Annotated in this window: 17 protein-coding genes; 4 read left to right on the top strand and 13 right to left on the bottom strand. The window is 48.8% G+C overall.

Annotated features, from left to right (window positions below; genetic code table 11):
• Nucleotides 1-3: 3 nt before the first annotated feature.
• The 3 genes from nrdA to ACM5Q9_RS03620 all read right to left on the bottom strand — a co-directional run bounded on the left by nrdA (nucleotide 4) and on the right by ACM5Q9_RS03620 (nucleotide 5,436).
• The gene (gene nrdA / locus ACM5Q9_RS03630) at nucleotides 4-2,280 is read right to left on the bottom strand and encodes a class 1a ribonucleoside-diphosphate reductase subunit alpha (protein WP_418143364.1); all 2,277 of its coding nucleotides are present in this window, start codon (nucleotides 2,278-2,280) and stop codon (nucleotides 4-6) included.
• Between the two features lie 332 nt (nucleotides 2,281-2,612).
• Nucleotides 2,613-3,647 (bottom strand): tRNA dihydrouridine(20/20a) synthase DusA, encoded by a 1,035-nt coding sequence (gene dusA, locus ACM5Q9_RS03625; protein WP_418143633.1) that lies wholly within the window; start codon nucleotides 3,645-3,647, stop codon nucleotides 2,613-2,615.
• The gene (locus ACM5Q9_RS03620) at nucleotides 3,634-5,436 is read right to left on the bottom strand and encodes a ClcB-like voltage-gated chloride channel protein (protein WP_418143363.1); all 1,803 of its coding nucleotides are present in this window, start codon (nucleotides 5,434-5,436) and stop codon (nucleotides 3,634-3,636) included. The genes dusA and ACM5Q9_RS03620 overlap by 14 nt, the downstream gene beginning before the upstream one ends.
• A 176-nt stretch (nucleotides 5,437-5,612) precedes the next feature.
• Between ACM5Q9_RS03620 and ACM5Q9_RS03615 the strand changes: the two genes are divergently transcribed.
• From ACM5Q9_RS03615 to ACM5Q9_RS03605, 3 genes are read left to right on the top strand one after another with little or no spacing between them, the layout of a single operon-like run.
• Nucleotides 5,613-6,581 (top strand): homoserine kinase, encoded by a 969-nt coding sequence (locus tag ACM5Q9_RS03615; RefSeq protein ID WP_418143362.1) that lies wholly within the window; start codon nucleotides 5,613-5,615, stop codon nucleotides 6,579-6,581.
• Between the two features lie 6 nt (nucleotides 6,582-6,587).
• Nucleotides 6,588-7,403, top strand: coding sequence for a BPSS1780 family membrane protein (locus ACM5Q9_RS03610; protein ID WP_418143361.1), 816 nt, complete (start codon nucleotides 6,588-6,590; stop codon nucleotides 7,401-7,403).
• Between the two features lie 32 nt (nucleotides 7,404-7,435).
• Nucleotides 7,436-8,158, top strand: coding sequence for a M48 family metallopeptidase (locus ACM5Q9_RS03605; RefSeq protein ID WP_418143360.1), 723 nt, complete (start codon nucleotides 7,436-7,438; stop codon nucleotides 8,156-8,158).
• A 102-nt stretch (nucleotides 8,159-8,260) separates the two neighbouring features.
• Here ACM5Q9_RS03605 and ACM5Q9_RS03600 read toward each other — a convergent pair whose 3' ends face one another.
• The 3 genes from ACM5Q9_RS03600 to ACM5Q9_RS03590 form a co-directional block, all read right to left on the bottom strand.
• Nucleotides 8,261-9,190: an electron transfer flavoprotein subunit alpha/FixB family protein gene (locus tag ACM5Q9_RS03600; RefSeq protein WP_418143359.1), complete on the bottom strand. Its 930-nt coding sequence runs from the start codon at nucleotides 9,188-9,190 to the stop codon at nucleotides 8,261-8,263.
• Between the two features lies 1 nt (nucleotide 9,191).
• Nucleotides 9,192-9,941: an electron transfer flavoprotein subunit beta/FixA family protein gene (locus ACM5Q9_RS03595; protein WP_418143358.1), complete on the bottom strand. Its 750-nt coding sequence runs from the start codon at nucleotides 9,939-9,941 to the stop codon at nucleotides 9,192-9,194.
• A 133-nt stretch (nucleotides 9,942-10,074) separates the two neighbouring features.
• The gene (locus ACM5Q9_RS03590) at nucleotides 10,075-11,001 is read right to left on the bottom strand and encodes a histone deacetylase family protein (RefSeq protein WP_418143357.1); all 927 of its coding nucleotides are present in this window, start codon (nucleotides 10,999-11,001) and stop codon (nucleotides 10,075-10,077) included.
• A 233-nt stretch (nucleotides 11,002-11,234) separates the two neighbouring features.
• Between ACM5Q9_RS03590 and mltB the strand changes: the two genes are divergently transcribed.
• The gene (mltB, locus tag ACM5Q9_RS03585; protein ID WP_418143356.1) at nucleotides 11,235-12,317 is read left to right on the top strand and encodes a lytic murein transglycosylase B; all 1,083 of its coding nucleotides are present in this window, start codon (nucleotides 11,235-11,237) and stop codon (nucleotides 12,315-12,317) included.
• A 168-nt stretch (nucleotides 12,318-12,485) separates the two neighbouring features.
• Here mltB and aceA read toward each other — a convergent pair whose 3' ends face one another.
• The 7 genes from aceA to nagZ form a co-directional block, all read right to left on the bottom strand.
• Nucleotides 12,486-13,787 (bottom strand): isocitrate lyase, encoded by a 1,302-nt coding sequence (gene aceA, locus ACM5Q9_RS03580; RefSeq protein WP_418143355.1) that lies wholly within the window; start codon nucleotides 13,785-13,787, stop codon nucleotides 12,486-12,488.
• A 341-nt stretch (nucleotides 13,788-14,128) separates the two neighbouring features.
• Nucleotides 14,129-14,257 (bottom strand): hypothetical protein, encoded by a 129-nt coding sequence (locus tag ACM5Q9_RS03575; protein WP_418143354.1) that lies wholly within the window; start codon nucleotides 14,255-14,257, stop codon nucleotides 14,129-14,131.
• An 18-nt stretch (nucleotides 14,258-14,275) separates the two neighbouring features.
• Nucleotides 14,276-15,493, bottom strand: a complete 1,218-nt coding sequence (locus tag ACM5Q9_RS03570; protein WP_418143353.1) for an MFS transporter — start codon at nucleotides 15,491-15,493, stop codon at nucleotides 14,276-14,278.
• 8 nt (nucleotides 15,494-15,501) lie between these two features.
• Nucleotides 15,502-16,761 (bottom strand): MFS transporter, encoded by a 1,260-nt coding sequence (locus tag ACM5Q9_RS03565; RefSeq protein ID WP_418143352.1) that lies wholly within the window; start codon nucleotides 16,759-16,761, stop codon nucleotides 15,502-15,504.
• A gap of 77 nt (nucleotides 16,762-16,838) precedes the next feature.
• Nucleotides 16,839-17,411, bottom strand: a complete 573-nt coding sequence (gene pgsA / locus ACM5Q9_RS03560) for a CDP-diacylglycerol--glycerol-3-phosphate 3-phosphatidyltransferase (RefSeq protein ID WP_418143351.1) — start codon at nucleotides 17,409-17,411, stop codon at nucleotides 16,839-16,841.
• Nucleotides 17,412-17,428: 17 nt separating this feature from the next.
• The gene (gene uvrC / locus ACM5Q9_RS03555; protein ID WP_418143350.1) at nucleotides 17,429-19,258 is read right to left on the bottom strand and encodes an excinuclease ABC subunit UvrC; all 1,830 of its coding nucleotides are present in this window, start codon (nucleotides 19,256-19,258) and stop codon (nucleotides 17,429-17,431) included.
• On the bottom strand, nucleotides 19,221-20,276 hold the full coding sequence (nagZ, locus tag ACM5Q9_RS03550) for a beta-N-acetylhexosaminidase (protein ID WP_418143349.1): 1,056 nt from the start codon (nucleotides 20,274-20,276) through the stop codon (nucleotides 19,221-19,223). Before nagZ ends, uvrC begins: the two co-directional genes overlap by 38 nt.
• Nucleotide 20,277: the final 1 nt, after the last annotated feature.

The following is a 20,277-nucleotide window of genomic DNA, read 5'->3' as shown; positions in this document are numbered from 1 at the left end:
CGCTTAAATTTTGCAAGCACCACCGGCACAATCATCGGCACCCTGGTCAGCGGTTTGTGCATCTTCAGCACCATCGCGGGTATTTTGATAGTACAGCGTTTTAACGCCAAATTTATAAGCGGTTAACAAGTCTTTCAAAAGCTGGTTCATGGGCACGCGACCATTTGGAAAACGGGCCGGATCATAATTGGTATTGGCCGAAATTGACTGGTCAACAAATTTTTGCATGATGCCCACCAGTTGCAAATAACCGTCATTACCCGGCATATCCCACAGCAACTCATATTTGTCTTTCAGGCGATCGTATTCAGGCACAACCTGTTTCAGAATGCCGTCTTTGGATGCTTTCACGCTCACCAGGCCACGCGGTGGCTCAATGCCATTGGTAGCATTGGAAATCTGGCTGGAGGTTTCCGAAGGCATCAAGGCCGTCAGGGTGGAGTTGCGCAAACCATAAGTAACAATATCCTTGCGCAAGCCTTCCCAATCCAGATGCAGGGGCTCGTTGCAAATCGCATCCAGGTCTTTTTTATAGGTATCAATGGGCAAAATGCCCTTTGAATAGGTAGTTTCATTAAAGGCCGGGCAAGCACCATACTCTTTGGCCAGCGTTACCGATGCCTGCAGCAGGTAATATTGAATAGCCTCAAAAGTACGGTGTGTTAGCGCCTTGCCGCTGCCATCAGAGTACTTGGCATCGTTTTTGGCCAGGTAATAGGCGTAGTTGATGACACCAATACCCAAAGTGCGACGGTTCATCGTGGCAATTTGAGCCGCCTTGATCGGGTAGTCCTGATAATCCAGCAAGGCATCAAGGGCACGCACAACCAGGTCAGACAAAGACTTCAACTCATCCAGCGACTCGATCACACCCAGGTTGAATGCAGACAGGGTGCAAAGGGCAATCTCGCCGTTTTCATCGTTGATGTCATTCAATGGCTTGGTTGGCAAGGCAATTTCAAGACACAAGTTACTTTGGCGAACGGGGGCCACGGCAGGATCAAACGGACTGTGCGTATTGCAGTGATCGACGTTCTGGATGTAAATACGTCCGGTGCCCGCCCGTTCCTGCATCATGAGAGAGAACAGGTCTACCGCTTTTACTTTACGCTTGCGAATATCAGGATCGTTTTCATATTGTTCGTACAATTTTTCAAAACGGTTCTGGTCTTCAAAGAAAGCATCGTACAGGCCTGGTACATCTGAAGGAGAAAACAGGGTGATATCCCCGCCTTTTATAAGGCGTTGATACATGAGACGGTTGATTTGCACGCCATAATCCATGTGACGCACACGGTTCTCTTCCACACCACGATTGTTTTTCAACACCAGCAAGGATTCAACCTCTAGGTGCCACATAGGATAAAACAGGGTTGCCGCCCCACCACGCACACCACCCTGTGAGCAGCATTTAACCGCCGTCTGGAAATGTTTGTAGAAAGGGATGCACCCGGTGTGCTTGGCTTCTCCACCACGAATGGTGCTGCCAACCGCACGAATACGGCCCGCGTTAATGCCAATGCCTGCCCGTTGCGATACATAACGGACAATTGAACTGGTGGTCGCATTGATGGAGTCAAGGCTGTCACCACACTCAATCAATACACATGAGCTGAACTGGCGTGTCGGCGTACGGACGCCCGACATAATGGGTGTTGGCAGGGAAATCTTGAAGGTGGAAATGGCATCATAAAAGCCTTTCACGTACTGCAAGCGGGTTGCCTTGGGATATTTGGAAAACAGGCAAAGCGCAACCAGAATATAAAGAAACTGCGGGCTTTCATAAATTTCCTGGGTTACCCGGTTTTGCACCAGGTACTTGCCTTCCAGCTGCTTGACCGCTGCGTAAGAAAACGACATGTCACGCCAGTGGTCGATATAGGAATCGGCCTCGTCCAATTCTTCTTGAGTGTAATCCTCAAGGATATGGGCATCATACTTGCCCATGTCCACCATTTTAGTCACGTGATCAAACAGTTTGGGCGGATCAAACTGGCCAAAGGCGATCTTGCGCAAATGGAAAATGGCCAGGCGTGCGGCCAAATACTGATAATCAGGCGATTCTTCGGAAATCAGGTCGGCTGCGGCCTTGATGATGGTTTCGTGAATATCATCAGTACGGATACCATCATAAAACTGAATATGGGAACGCAACTCTACCTGCGACACAGAAACATGATCCAAGCCTTCAGCAGCCCATGCAACGACACGGTGAATTTTATCCAAGTTCAGGGGCTCTTTCTCCCCGCTACGTTTGGTGACTAATAGGTTCTTGTTCATCTGCTTTTCCGAAATAATTTTAACAACATTTTCCGCCTATCAACCTGTCTGATACAGGAATGCAAGCGGATGCTTTGGAGTGGATTTATAAAAATAAAACAGCCATCTTCATTGTATTTTATGAAAAAACAGTAAAGACAGCCATTAGATAAATTCTATATTTAGTTAGTGCTTTAGGGAGAACCACAATATATAGTATTTCAAAAACAATATCAAGTTCAAAAATGCGGCTTGAAAGCCTTAATATTCCATGTAGTTAATTGATAAAAAAGCCAATTTTTCCAACCATGAGATAAAAAAAATCATTGTAAAAAATTTATATTTTTTACTGTTCACGCCACAGTTTGACTGTCTGTAAACTGCTCAAAAGCCTGCCTTATGAAAGCTGAATCATTACAGGCCAACAAGCGATGATCAGACAAAGTCCGGCGCCACAGCCGCGAACCCTTCTGGCCATTGACCAGCCCAAGCATAGGCCTGACTGTCAAGCGCATAGGCACCCCCGCCGCAAGCTCCCTGTCGATATAAGACATCATAGCCTCAACAATGGCTTCATTGGAAAGAACGGCAACTTCAGGCCATAACAGCTGGCTGGCTTCACGTAGCACGTAAGGATCATGCCAGGCAGCACGCCCTATCATGACCCCGTCAAACTCGTTGGCCATAGCCTGCATTTGCTGCACTTCCTTAAGCCCGCCATTCAGGACAAACAGGGCATCGGGAAAGTCTTGCTTGAGTTGGCTAACCAAGTCATAACGCAAAGGCGGGATTTCGCGGTTATCTTTGGGGGACAACCCCTTAAGCACGGCATTACGGGCATGCGTAACAAACACCCGACAACCAGCATCATAGACTTTGCCAACAAAATCCCGAACAAAATCGTAAGATATATCGTAATCCAGCCCAAGGCGATGCTTGACCGTTACCGGCAAATCAACAGCATCCTGCATGGCCTTGACGCAATCAGCCACCAACTGGGGCTCTGCCATTAAACATGCCCCAAAAGCGCCTTTTTGCACACGCTCGGATGGGCAACCGCAGTTAAGATTGATTTCGTCGTAACCCCATTGCTGGCCTAAACGGGCACAATGCGCAAGGTCTTTTGGTTCACTGCCCCCCAATTGCAAAGCAACCGGATGCTCTTCGTCATTAAACCTCAGGTGCTTGGCAATATCCCCGTGAATCAGGGCACCAGTGGTGATCATTTCTGTATACAGCAAGGCCTTAGGGGCCAAAAGACGATGAAAGAAACGGCAATGACGGTCTGTAACATCAATCATGGGCGCAACCGAAAGACGCCATGGGGTATCAGCACGCGCATAAAGCCCCACTGGCGCCAATTTTTCCGGCTGTTTATTTTCGACCATTGTCATATAATTTTCTCGCTCTTACATCCAAAATAGCTTCACTGCTGGCATCCAGCAATCGTTTCAATTCATTAAACTTCTTAAGTACATCCGATTTATACACCACACCCAGCAAGATCGGCCTTTCATCTGCGCTTAAGACCGGCAGACGCTCACCACTGAAAGACACAAAATAGTCCAGCACTTCATCCAGTGTCATATCAGGATGTAACGCTGTCACATAAGACCGGTTAATCAGCTCTCCAGAAACAGGCGCCCGCAAGTCATTGCCCGACAGCAGAAAGCTGCTGATATCCTTATGGGCAATCACGCCTTGGTATTCGTTCATTTCATTCACGACATAAATAAAACGCACACCATATTCAATAAACATGTTCAGGGCATCCTGTACCGTTTGATTGTGCTTGATGACCGTACTTACCGGGCTCACCAGATTAGCCAACCTGAGCTGGCGCAGACGGTGACGCAATAGCAAATCTTTATCCCGCGACTCGGTCACTGCATACATGACTGCACCCGCTATGGATCTGGCCGTGAAATAGGAAAACACGCAAGCCAGCATAAGGGGCAGTATTATAGTATAACTATGCGTCATTTCAAAAATCATGATTATTGCCATTAAAGGTGCGCTGGTAGCCGCCGCCAGAAATGAGCCCATGCCCAGCAATACAAACAGCGCGGGATGGTCTGGCACCACAGGCAATAGCAAACTTAAAAGCTGTACAGACAACAGGCCCAAGGCACCACCCACAAACATCACAGGGGTAATTACTCCGCCAACCGCCCCCGACCCTACCGTAATCCCCGTAGATAAAACCTTGGTTAGCAATATCACGGCCACCGCCGACCAGGCCCAGGGCTCATGCAAAAAAGAATTCAGGACGCTATAGCCATTGCCAGCCACTCGGGGCTCCAGCAACGTAAACAAGCCCAGAACAAAGCCACCCAAGGCCAGCCGCAGCGGCAGCCCCAGGCCGGTTTTTTTGAACAGGCGCTTGGCATAATCAAGAAAGCGTAAAAACTGGGGGGCCAGCAAACCCGAAACAATGCCCAGGAAAATGGCAAAAACCAGGAAATGGGGAGAAACCGGCATCAGCTCGGGCAAGTCATACATGACATGGTAATAACCCAGCGTGCGCATGGTAATGTTTGCCGTTGCCGCAGACAGCAGCAACGGACCAAGGCTTTGCATGGACATGCTGCCCAAGACGATTTCCGCAACAAACAGCGCACCGGCTATCGGCGCATTATACGCCGCCGAGACACCCGCCGCCGCCCCGCAAGCCACCAACAATCGTAAAGAAACAACCTCAAAACAAAAAAAACGTCCGGTTGCCGAGGCCCCCATGGCGGCTAAGTGAATCATGGCGCCTTCCCGCCCCACCGATCCGCCGGTAGCAATCACGCTTAAGGAAGACAGGATCCTTAAAAACCCCTGCCGCAGTGACAGGTGCCCATTACCGATGGCAACGGCCTCCATATAGTCGGCATTGCTATCCACCTTGAGTTTGCTTCCCCACCACAAAAGCAGGCCGGCCACAAGGCCTCCCAGCGCAGGATAAAGAATTCGCTCAGGGGTTGACCAGCCGCGCGTGATCGAAACAATAGATCCCGACTGCCCCGACAGCAACAACTGGACCTGATGGATACCCCAGTAAAAAAAAATGGTAGCCATCGCACCCAGCACCCCCATTAGCAATGCCCATACCAGTAAAGCAGGCTGTCCTGAAAGCCATCGCGCCTGTTTGCATTGCTCCCTGAGTACACTCAGGCCTTTGCTGAAAATCATTGTCTGCTCAAGAAATGCCAGGATAAAAAAATCATTATATCCAAACATCATTTGGGATTATCAATACAAAGCCGATGGTTTATTTTTATATGTCTCAAATGAATGTATCATTCACCTTTCATCCTGGACTAAAATACAGGGCATCCGCGTTAACCTAATTATGATATATACCTGATATGGCTGTTTTTACGAATCTGACTACCTCTGAAGCCGAAGCATTTCTTGCTGAATATGAGCTGGGTGAGCTTGTTTCTTTAAGAGGCATTACAGCCGGCATCGAAAACACCAACTATTTCCTGAGCAGCACCCAAGGCGAATATGTACTGACCATATTCGAGGTACTTACACACGAACAGCTGCCCTTTTACATTGAATTAATGCATCATCTGGCCAGCAAGGGCGTGAAGGTACCCATGCCGCAAACACGCAAAGATGGCAAGCGCATAGGCACCCTGAAAAACAAGCCCGCTTCCATCGTTACCCGCCTGGCTGGTGGCTATGAGCCATCCCCTAGTGTAAACCACTGCATTATTGCAGCGCAAACCCAAGCCCAGGCACATCTTGCGGCAGTAGATTTTCCCATCAGGCAACCCAATTTGCGTGGCCTCAACTGGTGGCAAACGACCTATCCAAGCATCCAGCCTTTCCTGAACAATGATTTAAACCATCTTTACCAAACCTCCCTGGACGAACAAGTCCGCGTCCAGGAGTCGGCCCTTTGGCAAAACCTGCCCGAAGGCCCCTGCCACTGCGACATGTTCCGGGACAACGTGCTGTTTGACGGTACCTTTGAAAATCCAAGCATGGGTGGCGTGATTGATTTTTACTTTGCCGGTTGCGATAAGTGGATTTTTGATGTGGCCGTTGCTGTCAATGACTGGTGCATAGAACGCGAAACCGGTGCCTTTCTTGAAGAGCATGTAAAAGCCTGGCTGGCAGCCTATAACCGCATCCGTCCCTTCACCGATGCAGAGCGGCAGGTATGGCCTGTAGCACTCAGGGCCGCGGCCTTGCGTTTCTGGACATCTCGCCTGTATGATTTTTTCATCCCGCGGCCTGCACAAACCCTGAAACCGCACGACCCGACCCATTTCGAACGCATTCTTAAACTGCGCACCGATTCAACCATCCCACAATTGCCATAACCAATCATGCAAGCAGCCAAACTACCTTTCTCTGCAGGATTACAATGGGTTCAGGCAGCTTTTGCGCTGTTCAGGAAGCAGCCTCTGGCGCTGCTGGCAATCACCTTTATTATCAATTTCCTGAGCCAAATCCTCATCATTCTACCGCTCATCGGTTTGCCGCTGTTTATCATCAGCATACCCGTATCAAGCCTGCTCATGGTAACCGCCTGTCGCTCCATAGACAGCAACAATAAAGTGATTCCTGCAGAATGGGTCATGCCCCTTAAAAAGCCCGATGTGATACGGCGCCTGGCCGTCATTGGTTTTTTATACGCCAGCGTATTCGTTCTGATTACATTCATTTCGTTTTATCCAACCATGAGTGCCCTCAGCCATGAAGATATGGAAAAAATATCCAGGCTGCTCTCTGATCCTGAATACAAACTGACGCTGGATGATATCCCCAGTTTTTCCATCAGCATTTTTCAGTACGCTTTATGGGCAATACTTACATTTTTAACCGCCATTACCTTCTGGCATGTGCCTCAATTAATTGGCTGGGAAAACATGAGCGTTAAAAAAGCGCTGTTTTATTCACTGGTTGCTTCCTGGCGTAATAAACTTGCATTTATTGTTTATTTTTCTATTTGGGGCATTTTGTTTTATGTCAGCCAGTTTCTTCTTACAGACCTGCTGCTGCTAATGGGGCTTCCACTTGTACTGGTCGCGTTTATTGCCCAAATACTTGTAATGGTTATTGCCGTTAGCATGTATTGCGGTTTTTATTCCAGCTATATTGCCATTTTTGGCAAACCCAACGTTCGCACCATAGCGCCCTGATGTAAATAAGCCCTAACTTTCTGGGAGTCGTCATGATTAAAAAAATCATTATTTCCGGCCTTCTGGTTGGCTCATTAAGCGGCTGTGAGGGCATGAACACGGCTGGAATGTTTGATGCCGCCTCTTCCCTATTCCAGGCAGCCACCATAAATGATGCCGAAATCCAGGCACTGGCAGTGCAATCGCAAGTGCAACTGGACCAGCAAAATACGGTTGCCAGTGCCGACAACAGCTATACCAAACGCCTTAACAACATTACCCGCAACCTGCGCAGCTACAATGGCAAACCACTTGACTACAAGGTTTATCTTAATCCCGAAGTCAACGCCTTCGCATTACCCAATGGCAGCATCCGGGTTTATTCCGGCTTGATGGATAAAATGACCGATCCTGAATTACTGTTCGTTATTGGTCATGAAATTGGCCACGTCATGAATGGTCATTCCAAATCACAGGCACGCACAAACCTGCTTACCCTAGCTGCCCGTAAGGCTGGTGTAGCCAGCGGAAACTCACTGATTGCATCCCTGTCAGGAAATGAAATTGGCACTTTGGCTCATAACCTGGTTAATGCCCAGTATTCACAAACTCACGAACTGGAATCTGATACTTACGGCCTGAAAATCCTGCAGGAAAATAATTACGACAAATCCCACGCCGTATCGGCCCTGCGCAAACTTGGCGGCGGTGGCGGTGGATTTTTCTCCAGTCACCCCGATTCTGCCAAGCGGGCAGACCGGATAGAAAGTATGTAATAAGTGCCATCCATAAAAAAACGCTTCACAAGAAGCGTTTTTTTTATGGCATTAGCAGGGCAAAACAACCGGAAGGTTATTGTGCCCTGCCTATACGATACCTTAGAGGGCACCAACCAATTCAGGAACTGCAGTGAACAAGTCAGCGACCAGGCCATAATCAGCCACACCAAAAATAGGTGCTTCTGCATCTTTATTGATGGCAACAATAACTTTGGAGTCTTTCATGCCAGCCAGGTGCTGAATCGCACCGGAGATACCCACCGCAACATAAAGTTGTGGCGCGACAATCTTACCAGTTTGACCAACCTGCCAATCGTTAGGCGCGTAACCGGCATCAACCGCTGCACGTGAAGCACCCAGTGCTGCCCCCAGTTTGTCTGCCAGAGGATCAAGAATCTTGAAGTTCTCGGCACTACCCAAGCCACGTCCACCAGATACAATAATGGCGGCAGCCGTCAATTCTGGGCGATCGCTCTTCGCAACGTCACGTCCCACAAAAGAAGACAGGCCTGAGTCAGCAACCGCGTCAACGTTTTGTACCGCAGCAGAACCGCCTTCAGCGGCAACTGCGTCAAAAGCGGTCGTACGTACGGTAATGACTTTTTTCGCATCAGCGCATTCTACTGTTGCAATGGCGTTACCTGCATAAATAGGACGCTGGAACACATCAGCAGACTCTACGGCAATGATGTCTGAAATTTGGGCAACATCAAGTTTGGCAGCAACGCGGGGAGCCACGTTTTTACCAGATGCTGTGGCAGGAAACAGAATATGGCTGTAATTACCGGCAACGGCAATAACTTGCTCGGCAATGTTTTCAGCCAAAGAATCGGCCAATTGTGCAGCATCAGCCAACAAGACAGTGCTAACACCGGCTACTTTGGCGGCCTGGTCGGCAACAGCCTGAGCACCACTACCAGCAACCAAAACGTGAATGTCACCACCAATTTTTGCTGCTGCAGCAACGGTATTTAATGTGGCTGCTTTTAATTCTGCATTATCATGTTCAGCAATAACCAAGATCGTCATATTAAATCACCTTTGCTTCATTCTTTAATTTATCTACCAGGGTAGCCACATCAGGAACAGTAATACCGGCTTTACGTGCTGGCGGTTCTGTGACTTTTAGTGTTTTGATGCGAGGAGTCACATCAACACCCAGGTCTTCGGGTGTGAAGGTATCCAGTTGTTTTTTCTTTGCTTTCATGATGTTGGGCAACGTTACATAACGTGGCTCATTCAGGCGCAAGTCTGTTGTGATAATTGCTGGCAACTTAACTGAAATGGTTTCCAGGCCACCGTCAACTTCACGGGTAACCTTGGCGCTATCGCCTTCAATTTCAACTTTGCTGGCAAAAGTAGCCTGAGGCCAACCCAACAAAGCAGCCAACATCTGGCCGGTTTGGTTTGCATCATCATCGATAGCCTGTTTACCCAGGATAACCAGTTGAGCCTGTTCTTTTTCGGTAATTGCCTTAAGCAATTTTGCCACGGCCAAAGGCTGGAGTTCGACATCTGTTTGAACCAGAGCGGCACGGTCAGCACCGATAGCCATTGCTGTACGCAATGTTTCCTGGCATTGGGTAACGCCACAAGAAACGGCGACTACTTCTGTAGCAACACCCTTTTCTTTCAATCGAGTTGCTTCTTCAACAGCAATTTCATCAAAAGGGTTCATTGACATTTTTACATTGGCAATATCTACCCCAGTTTGATCTGATTTGACGCGCACTTTGACGTTATAGTCAACGACACGTTTTACAGGTACTAATACCTTCATCCAAGTATCTCCTAATATTGGCAACTTTACTGCCATAAACCAAAACCTTTCAATTCTACAATGTAGTTATGATAAAGGTAAGCTATTTTAATATAACTGACTATTTTTCTTTACTGAAGACCTGATTCAGCTTTCATAAAGAAGCCAGTGCCTTAATATGTGCAGTTACGCTCCGTCCCAATGCCGATAAACTGTATCCGCCTTCAAGAAAGCTGATAATTCTACCTTGTGCATGCCGGTTAGCTACATCCATAAGCTGTTTCGTAATCCACTCATAATCTTTTTCCACCAGATCCATCTGTCCCATTTCATCTTCCCGATGGGCATCAAAACCCGCGGATATAAGCAGGAGCTCGGGTTGAAAATCATCCAGGACAGGCAACCATTTGTTCAGGACAATATCCTTGACCACCTCATTCTTGGTAAAGGCAGGTACCGGTGTATTGAACATATTGGGTGCAACCTCGGTTAAACCGCAATTAGGATACAACGGATACTGGAAAAAACTGCACATGATGACATGTGGATCATTTTTAAAAATATCTTCGGTGCCATTTCCATGATGCACATCAAAATCAATCACGGCAATTTTTTTCAAGTGGTACTTTTCAATGGCATAACTGGCGGCAATGGCCAGGTTGTTGAAAAAACAAAAACCCATGGCCCGGCCACGTTCGGCATGATGTCCAGGTGGCCTGACAGCACAAAAAGCATTAAGCGCATTGCCCGCCATAATTTCATCAACCGCCAGAAGACCCGCTCCTGCCGCAGAATAAGCGGCCCGCAAAGTATGCGGATTCATGCTGGTTTCTTCATTGTCTATATTGAAATACCCTTCCGGAGGCACGTGCTCTTTGAGATAAGCTAGATATTCGGGTGTATGTACCCTTAACACATCGGCATCGGAAGCATTGGGGGCATCAAGATGCCTTAGGCACGGTGACACACCACTCGCCAGCAAACGGTCATTAATTTCATCCAGGCGGGCAGGCGCCTCGGGATGCCACTTTTGCATCATGTGCAAACGACAGTTTGGATGTGTAATATATAAAGTCTCCACGCTCAACTCTCTGATTGAATATCGTTTTAGCTAAAAATGCTGCCATTTATCTTGCTGAATCATTACAATCTAACATATTTCTTTCAAATGCATGCTCAACCCTTACATTTGAACCCAAATCAAAGCCAGCACGTCATAAACCCCCTTAAACCGCGCCTTACTGCAAACAACCATACCGAATCCTGATGTTAAAAACCAGAAACCCAATCTTGCTTGCCCTGAGCTCCTTAATCTTGACAGCGTGCGCAGGCGCCCCCATAGAGCCAACAGGCAAAACCACAACCCGCCCCACAAATACCTCTGCCGCTTCAGCAAAAACCGGCTGGGAAGTCGAAAACTCAGCATTATCTGCCAACCCATCACTGTTTACCAAACAAGTGTCCCAGCGTTACGGCATCCCTGAAGCTTACATAAAAAACCTGCTTGACCAAGCCCAATATAACGAAAGAGTTGCCAATCTTATTATGCCGCAAGGCCCTAAAGGGCGTATTAAACGCGTCTGGCCCAGTTACCGGGCCCGATATGTGGAACCGGTTCGTTTACGGTATGGCACCGAATTCTGGGATGCCAATCGCAGCGCACTTAACCAGGCGGAACGCCAATACGGTGTACCTGCCGCCATTATTGCCGGCATTATTGGCGTAGAAACGGTTTATGGCCGTTACATGGGTTCATTCCGCATGCTTGATGCCCTGTATACCCTTGGTTTTAACCACCCAGATGCTTCGCGCCCAGAAAAAAGCCAAATGTTCAGAAACCAACTGGCAGCCCTGATTAACCTTGATTACCAAGGCAAGCTTAGTGCCTTGCGCGAAGAAGGCTCTTTTGCCGGCGCAACCGGCCTGCCCCAATTCATGCCAATCAGCATTTTGCACTACGCCATTGATGGCGACAAAAATGGCAAAATAGACTTACGCAGCAGTCAGGAAGACGCCATTATGTCAGTCGCCAACTTCCTGGTAAAACACGGCTGGCAAAGCAATACCCCGGTGTTTGCCCCCATTCGCCTGCCTGCCAATGCCGCTGGCCTGGTTGATGGCGGACTGGAGCCCTACTTAAGCTGGTCACAATTGCAATCTTCGGGTGCATCACTTAGTGGTAACAGTAACAACAACTGGAAATCAGGCAAGCAGCTTGGCGTCATCAATCTACCCGATGAAATTCGAGGACAAACCGAATACCGCACCGTCACACCCAACTTCTTTGCCATCACCAAATACAACCGCAGCTACTTCTATGCTACCGCCGTTGCCGATCTAGCCCAGGCACTGGCCCAAAAACAGCGCAGCAAGGGTTATGCGGTAACCTACCCTTAGCACCCCCGGACTCAAGCGCAAGCAAGGTGGCACCCTGCTTGCTGCCCTTAGGCAGAAAAAAACAGAATAAAATCAAATGCTTGTATTTTAAAGAAATGAGTGCCTCGCATCCTATCCTGCGAGACACCCAAACGGAGCCTTTACAAGCTGAAGTTCAATCCTGCTTGCTTAGTGTGTGGCAAACTGGGCTTCTTCGGTAGAGCCAGTCAGGGCTGTTGTAGAAGATTGGCCACCTTCAATGATTTGTGTAACCGCATCAAAATAACCGGTACCCACTTCACGCTGGTGTTTAACCGCAGTGAAGCCCATGTCTGCTGCGGCGAACTCTTTTTGTTGCAACTCAACAAAGGCACTCATTTGACGACGTGCATAACCGTGAGCCAACTCAAACATGCCGTAGTTCAGTGCATGGAAACCAGCCAAGGTGATGAACTGGAATTTATAACCCATGGCACCCAGCTCTTTCTGGAATTTGGCGATCGTAACGTCGTCAAGGTTTTTCTTCCAGTTGAAAGAAGGTGAGCAGTTATAAGCCAGCAATTTTCCTGGGAACTGTTTGTGAATGGCTTCGGCAAATTTCTTGGCATCATCAAGATTTGGCGTAGAAGTTTCACACCACAACAGGTCTGCGTAAGGGGCATAAGCCAAACCGCGGGAAATGGCCTGGTCAACACCAGCACGGGTACGGAAAAAGCCTTCTACGGTACGCTCACCAGTAATGAATTCACGGTCGTTTTCATCAATATCACTGGTGATCAGGTCAGCAGCATCTGCGTCGGTACGAGCCAACAACAAGGTAGGAACGCCCATCACGTCGGCTGCCAGGCGTGCTGAAACCAGTTTAGCAACGGCATCACGGGTTGGAACCAGAACCTTGCCACCCATGTGGCCACATTTTTTCGCGGCAGCCAGCTGATCTTCAAAGTGAACGCCAGAGGCGCCTGCCTCGATCATGGATTTCATTAATTCATAAGCATTCAGGACACCACCGAAACCGGCCTCGGCGTCAGCAACGATAGGCGCAAAGTAATCGATGAAACCTTCATCACCTGGCTCTTTGCCTTCCATCCATTGAATCTGGTCACAACGGGTTAAAGAGTTGTTAATACGACGAACAACACTTGGAACCGAGTTAACCGGATACAGGGATTGGTCAGGATACATCTCACCCGCAATATTGGCATCACCGGCTACTTGCCAGCCAGAAAGGTAAATGGCTTTAAGGCCGGCTTTCACTTGCTGCATGGCCTGGTTACCGGTAAGTGCACCCAAAGAATTAACAAAAGGCTCGGTGTGCAATAAATTCCACAGCTTCTCTGAACCACGACGGGCCAGTGTGTATTCCTGTTGCTGGGAACCTTGCAGCCTGACAACATCTTCTGCGCTGTAATTGCGCTTGATGCCCTGCCAGCGTGGATTCTCTGCCCATTCTTTTTGCAAGTTACGGATTGCGGTTTCACGATTTGACATATCTGTCTCCTGAAATAAGTGAAAAATAAAGATAAAAAATTGCGAATCAGTTGAATAAATTCTATCCTTTTGCGGCAGCGCAAAACACACTTGTATCTTATATAAGACTATTTATTTTATTCTTATAATTCAATTATTTATAATTTTAATTTTATATTATGAAACTATTTTTTTGTTTGTGAAATTATTTTTTCAACACTGCAACATCATAATTTCATATTGTGAAATACAAAATTCACCATATAAAAAAATACTGAACAAAGCCGGGCTATGAGCAACATTGGCAAGCCATAAAAAAAACACCGCCACAGCGGTGTTGTAAAAATGAAAAAAAAGAAAACCTAAAAGCAAGACCAAAATTGGTTGGACAGGGTAACAAACAGGCTGGGCTGTGTATACATGACAAATACCAACGCCAGCGCCAGTAATACCCCACTATAAGCAAGCAATTTTTTCAAGGTTGGATTCATGTGGTTTTTACTCCTGGACTAACTGGCTGTGGCAGTACGCACAATAGCATGTTCTTTAACCGGTAAATTCATGGCGGTGGCAAAAACACTAAGCCCGATGGCCAAATACCACACCGGATCATAGCTGCCATATATATCGTACATGATACCGCCCAGCCAGACACCCAGAAAAGAGCCAATCTGGTGACTGAAAAAGACAAATCCGCCCAGCATGGCAAAATGCTGGATACCAAATATTTGTGCCACAATGGCATTGGTGGGCGGTACCGTAGACAGCCAAAGCAATCCCATTACCGCCGAAAACACGTACACACTGACGGGTGTTAATGGCGCCATCAAAAAAAGAATAATGGCGATCCCGCGAATCGTATAGATACCTGCCAGCAAATATCGCTTGGGATATTTTTGTCCCAACAAGCCCACTGCATAAGTGCCAAACACATTAAACAGCCCAATCAGGGCAAGCGCATAGCTTGCCACCTCTGGCTGCATCCCTGCATCTTTCAGGTAACTGGGCATGTGGACACCAATAAACACAACCTGGAAGCCACATACAAAATAACCCGCAACCAGCAAACGGAAACTGGGGTAGGCAAAAGCCTCTTTGATGGCAGGAATAATACCCTGCCGTGCAACATGCGCAACACTCGTCATCGGAGAAGGCTCACGCAATCCTATTCCCAAGGGAATAATCGTCAAGGCCAAGCCACTTAATACGACCAACGCAATTTGCCAATCGAAAAAGTCAATCAGGAAGTTTTCTACCGGCACCATTAAAAACTGGCCAAAAGAGCCAGCCGCCGCGACAACACCCATGGCCCATGAACGACGGTCAGCCGGAATATTACGGCCTATGACACCAAAAATAATCGCATAGGTAGTACCTGACTGCGCCATGCCAATTAAAAAACCGCTGGACAGCATAAAACCCAAGCCAGTGGTTGAATAAGCCATTCCGAGCAAACCAAACGCGTATAAAACGCCGCCCAGGATAATTACCTTGACCGCACCGAACCGGTCTGAAACCATCCCGGCAAAAATACCCGTAAAGCCCCATACCAGGTTTTGCATGGCCAGGGCAAATGAAAAAGTTTCCCTGTCCCATTCATTTGCCTGGGTGATGGGCTGCAACCACAAGCCAAAACCGTGACGGATTCCCATGGACATGGTGACGATAAATGCACCACAAAACAACAGCGGCGCCATTGTGAGGACTTTTTGTTTTTCTGTTTGCATGGCCGTCATTACAATCCTTTTACTTTTGCACAATATGCAACCCAAAATGCAGCCGCAACGGCCACGAAAGAAGCCAGTCCGGCGCCAATCCATGGCCCGGAAAACTGCCCGTAATCAAGCATGACGCCATAGGCAACAGGCCCCAACGCAGAACCGATATCCATGCCTGAATAAACTAATCCGTAGGCCGAGCCCATCGCCCCCTTGGGCGCTACCCGCCTGATAAGCATATCGCGCGAAGGTCCTGCCAGACCAAACAGGAAACCGGCTACACACAGGCCAAATATTGCGAAAGAAGAAGGAACCAGACCCGTGGCCAATAATAAAAATACCAGCCCGGAAGAAAACAAGGCAACCCCGACAATTTTTTCAGTCTGACGCGTCGTGCCGGCCAGAAAACCGCCAGCCAGCAAACCCGCCCCTGCTGATAACATATACAGCGACAATGCCGTACTGGCCACTTCCTTGCCAATGTCATACAAGGCCCCCATGATAGGCACCGTAAAATTTTGTACCGATGACATGGCCACTGTGCCACATGCAAAAAAAACAAATGCTCCCCACAAGGCCGGATTCTTGAGAAGAAACAGCAGCTTTTGGGAAAAATGCATGGTTTGCTGGGCCTCAGCCGGGTTAAGCTGCTTAACATGCCTTACGGGTGCAATCAGTTCGGCTTTAATGAACGTCAGCAACAGCAAAAGCAGCAACAAAACACCTGCAGCCGCAGCCGCGATGCGCCATGAACCTGTGACAACGATCATAAATGTCATGAAAACCGGCGTAAATGCCCACCCCAGATTTCCTGATACACCATGCACGCTGAAAGCATGTCCCAGCCGCTTTGGTCCAACATGCTGATTGAGAAGGGAAAAATCTACGGGATGAAACACAGCATTACCCATGCCACCAATCATGGCGGCCAAAAGTAATACCGAATATCCCGGCGCTACGGCAATCAGGAAAGCGGAAACCGCCATAAACGCCAAACCGAACCGCAACACCGGCCGGCCACCTTTTTTATCCACAATAAAACCCGAACTGGCCTGACCCAACATGGAAACCACAAAAAAAACGGTGGTCACCAGCCCAAGCTCTACAAAGCTATAGCCAAACTCATGATTAAGGGAAATATACAGGGAGGGCAGCACCAACTGAAAAAAGTGGGAGCCGGCATGCACCAACCCGATCAGGGAAATGATTTGCCAATCACGGCTTGCCGATTTTTTTTCATCCTGACATGTGTCTGGAGATAATACATTCGTGTTCATGTCTCAAATTTATTTTGTTTTTTTAAAAAATTAACCACCCTGGTGCGAGTGGTTAATTAATTCTTTCAAGTAGCCTTTCAGGCCTGTTTTCGGATAATGGGCCATGCCTTGCGCATGTAATAAAACATGGACCACACGGTTAAAATAGCCGCCACGTAAATAAGCACCTGCCCCACTTGGTAAAATGGAATACCCTGCCAGGTTTGGGCAAACATCAAACAGGGAATCGCAACCATTTGTGCCGTGGTTTTCAGCTTGCCCAGCCAATGGACGGCCACACTGTCACGGGCTCCTATGGTGGCCATCCATTCACGCAACGCAGAAATGGTAAGCTCACGACCAATGATAATTAGTGCAATAAATGAATCAAGACGGCTTAAATCAAGTAATATGAGCAATGCCGCGCAAACCATGAGTTTGTCAGCCACAGGGTCTAAAAACGCCCCAAAGGAAGAGGTCTGGTTCCAGCGCCGGGCAAGCCAGCCATCAAACCAATCGGTTAGCGCCGCCACAATAAAAGCAATGGCACCAATCGTATCGCGCAGATGAACACCCATCCACTCGGTTGGCAGGTAATACAGGGCAATGACCAGCGGGATCATCGCAACCCGCATCCAAGTCAAAATAATGGGTAAATTCATTGTTTTCATAAAGTGTAATCCTACCACTATCTTAGTGATTCGTAGATACGTTCTGCCAAAGCCTGTGAAATTCCTTCCACTGACCGTAAATCATCAATACTGGCTGATGCCACGCCAGAAAATCCGCCAAAGCGGGCCAACAGCTTTTGCCTGCGTTTCATACCCACCCCTTCAATTTCCTCGAGCCTGGATACATTACGGGTTTTGGCACGCTTGGCCCGCATGCCGGTAATGGCAAACCGGTGCGCTTCATCACGCACTTGGGCCACCAGCATCAGGGCAGGAGACCCCAATCCCAATGCGACCGGTACACGGCCATCGGTAAACACCAAGGTTTCCAAGCCAAGTTTACGCCCTTCTCCCTTGGCCACGCCCACAATCACGCTGGTATCCAGGCCAAGCTCCTCAAATACCTGACGGGCAATTTCCACCTGCCCCTTGCCTCCGTCAATTAACACGACATGGGGCATCGGTGATTCTGCATCGGCCACCCTGGAAAAACGGCGCTCAAGCACCTGGCGCATGGCGGCATAATCGTCACCCGGGGTAATACCCGCAATATTGTACCGACGATAATGCGATGGTTGCATGTCATGATGAAGATAAACCACGCATGAGGCCTGAGTAGCTTCGCCAGCCGTATGGCTGATGTCGAAACATTCAATACGCATTTCATCCAGCGCCTTTTCATCAGTATCCAACCCCAGCAACTCTGCCAGGGCCAGCGTACGCGCTGCCTTTGCCGTAGATTCGGAAAGAACCCGGGTTAGCGCCAGGCTGGCATTTTTCATCGCCTGTTCCAGCCAGGCTTTCTTGACGCCCTGTACCCGCGTCTGCAAACGGACTTTCACCTTGCCACCGGCATGCTCATTAAGCATGTCCAGCAGCTCGGGCTCAGCCAAAGGGTGGGAACAAATCAACAAGGGAGGCATCACATTATCAAGATAGTGCTGGGCCACAAAGGCATTTAACACATCAGAAGGCGTATCGCCATCGGTCTGGGCAGGAAAAAAAGCCTTGTCACCCAGATGACGGCCACCACGCACCATGGCCAGATTGACACAGACCTTGCCACCCAGCATTTCTACCGCAATAATATCAACATCACCACCACCCGCCTCTTCCATGGATTGCTGGTGCAACACGGTGGCCAGGGCATGCATCTGGTCACGCAAAACGGCCGCCTGCTCAAACTGCAGGTCATCGGAAGCCGCCATCATGCGTTTTTCGATATCACCAATCACGTCACTGGCCTGGCCATCAAGAAAGCGCACCGCTCTTTCAACATCCTGGTGATAAGCCTCTTCAGGCTGGGCCTGTACGCAAGGCGCCGAACAGCGCCCGATCTGGTGCAGCAAACAGGGACGGGAGCGATTGGTAAATACCGTGTCTTCACAAGTGCGCAAACGAAACACTTTCTGCAGGATCTGAATGGTTTCCCGTACCGCCCAGGAGTTTGGATAAGGACCGAAAAAACGCCCTTTCTTGCTAGTACTGCCACGATAGTAAACGATCCGCGGAAACCGGTGATCGCTGATCATTAAGTATGGATAGGACTTGTCGTCCCGAAACAGGATGTTGTAGCGCGGGCGCAGTGACTTGATCAGGTTGTTTTCCAGGATCAAGGCTTCGGCCTCGGAGCGCGTAACAGTCACTTCCAGCCGCACCACACGGGCTACCATGTGGGCAATCCGCGGACTGGACGGGGTTTTCTGAAAATAGGAAGAAACCCTTTTTTTCAGGTCACGCGCCTTACCCACATAAAGCACTACATCATTTTCATCCAGGTGCCTGTAAACACCCGGCAAATGAGGCAAGTCATTCAGAAACGATTTTATGTCGAAAGGCTCGGGCATCTTGGTACCGCTTATTCAATTGCAGGGCTTCCCAATTCATGAAAGGCGTTGAAGGCATCAGGTGCTGGATCCGCTGAACAGACTGGCTGGAAATGGAAAATTCCAGCCGTTCCAGCAAATCATCGGCCAGATCCGGGCGGTTGCAAACCAGCACCATATCACATCCGGCCTGCAAGGCTGCCTGCGCCCGCGCTACGATATCACCCGCAACCGAAGCGCCTTCCATGGTAAGGTCATCAGAGAATACAACTCCATTATAAGCAAGTTGCTGGCGAAGAATTTCCTGCACCCATTTACGCGAAAACCCGGCTGGTGAGCTGTCTACCTTGGGATAGATAACATGGGCAGGCATGACCGCGGGTAATACCATATCACCTAACCATTGGTAAGGCATGACATCTTCGTTCAGGATTTCGTCCAGGGAACGCTCATCAACCGGAATGGCCAAATGGGAATCGGCTTCAACAAAACCATGGCCCGGAAAATGCTTGCCACAGGCAGCCATACCTGCCAATGAAAGCCCCTGAATAATAGCCCGTGCCAATGTAGCAACTACTTTGGGATCTCGGTGAAAAGAACGATTGCCAATCACCTGGCTAACCCCATAATCCAGATCAAGCACCGGTGCAAAAGTGAAATCAACGCCACAAGCACGCAACTCGGCCGCCATCACATACGCCAGTTCGGTAGCAACACGAAGGGCCTGCTGCGGACTTTGCTCCCAGTACCGGCCCAGTTCACGCATGCTGGGCAAATGAGTAAAACCATTGGTTTTAAAACGCTGCACCCGTCCGCCCTCATGATCAACGGCAATTAACAGGGGTGCTTGCCGGCTTGCATGAATGTCACGGGTAAGCGCCTGCAGCTGTTCCGGGCTTTCATAATTGCGGGAGAATAAAATAACCGCCCCCACCAAGGGATGGCGCAAACGTTCTTTTTCCTGGCTGGTAAGCTCCAAGCCCTGCACATCAACCATAACTGGTCCGGGCGGTAATAAAGGCACTGCCAATGACTGCATT

This window comes from Advenella sp. RU8, assembly GCF_048381675.1.
Lineage (GTDB): Bacteria > Pseudomonadota > Gammaproteobacteria > Burkholderiales > Burkholderiaceae_B > Advenella.
The sequence above is the reverse complement of the archived record's forward strand: the minus strand, read 5'-3'. Positions and strand labels throughout refer to the sequence as shown.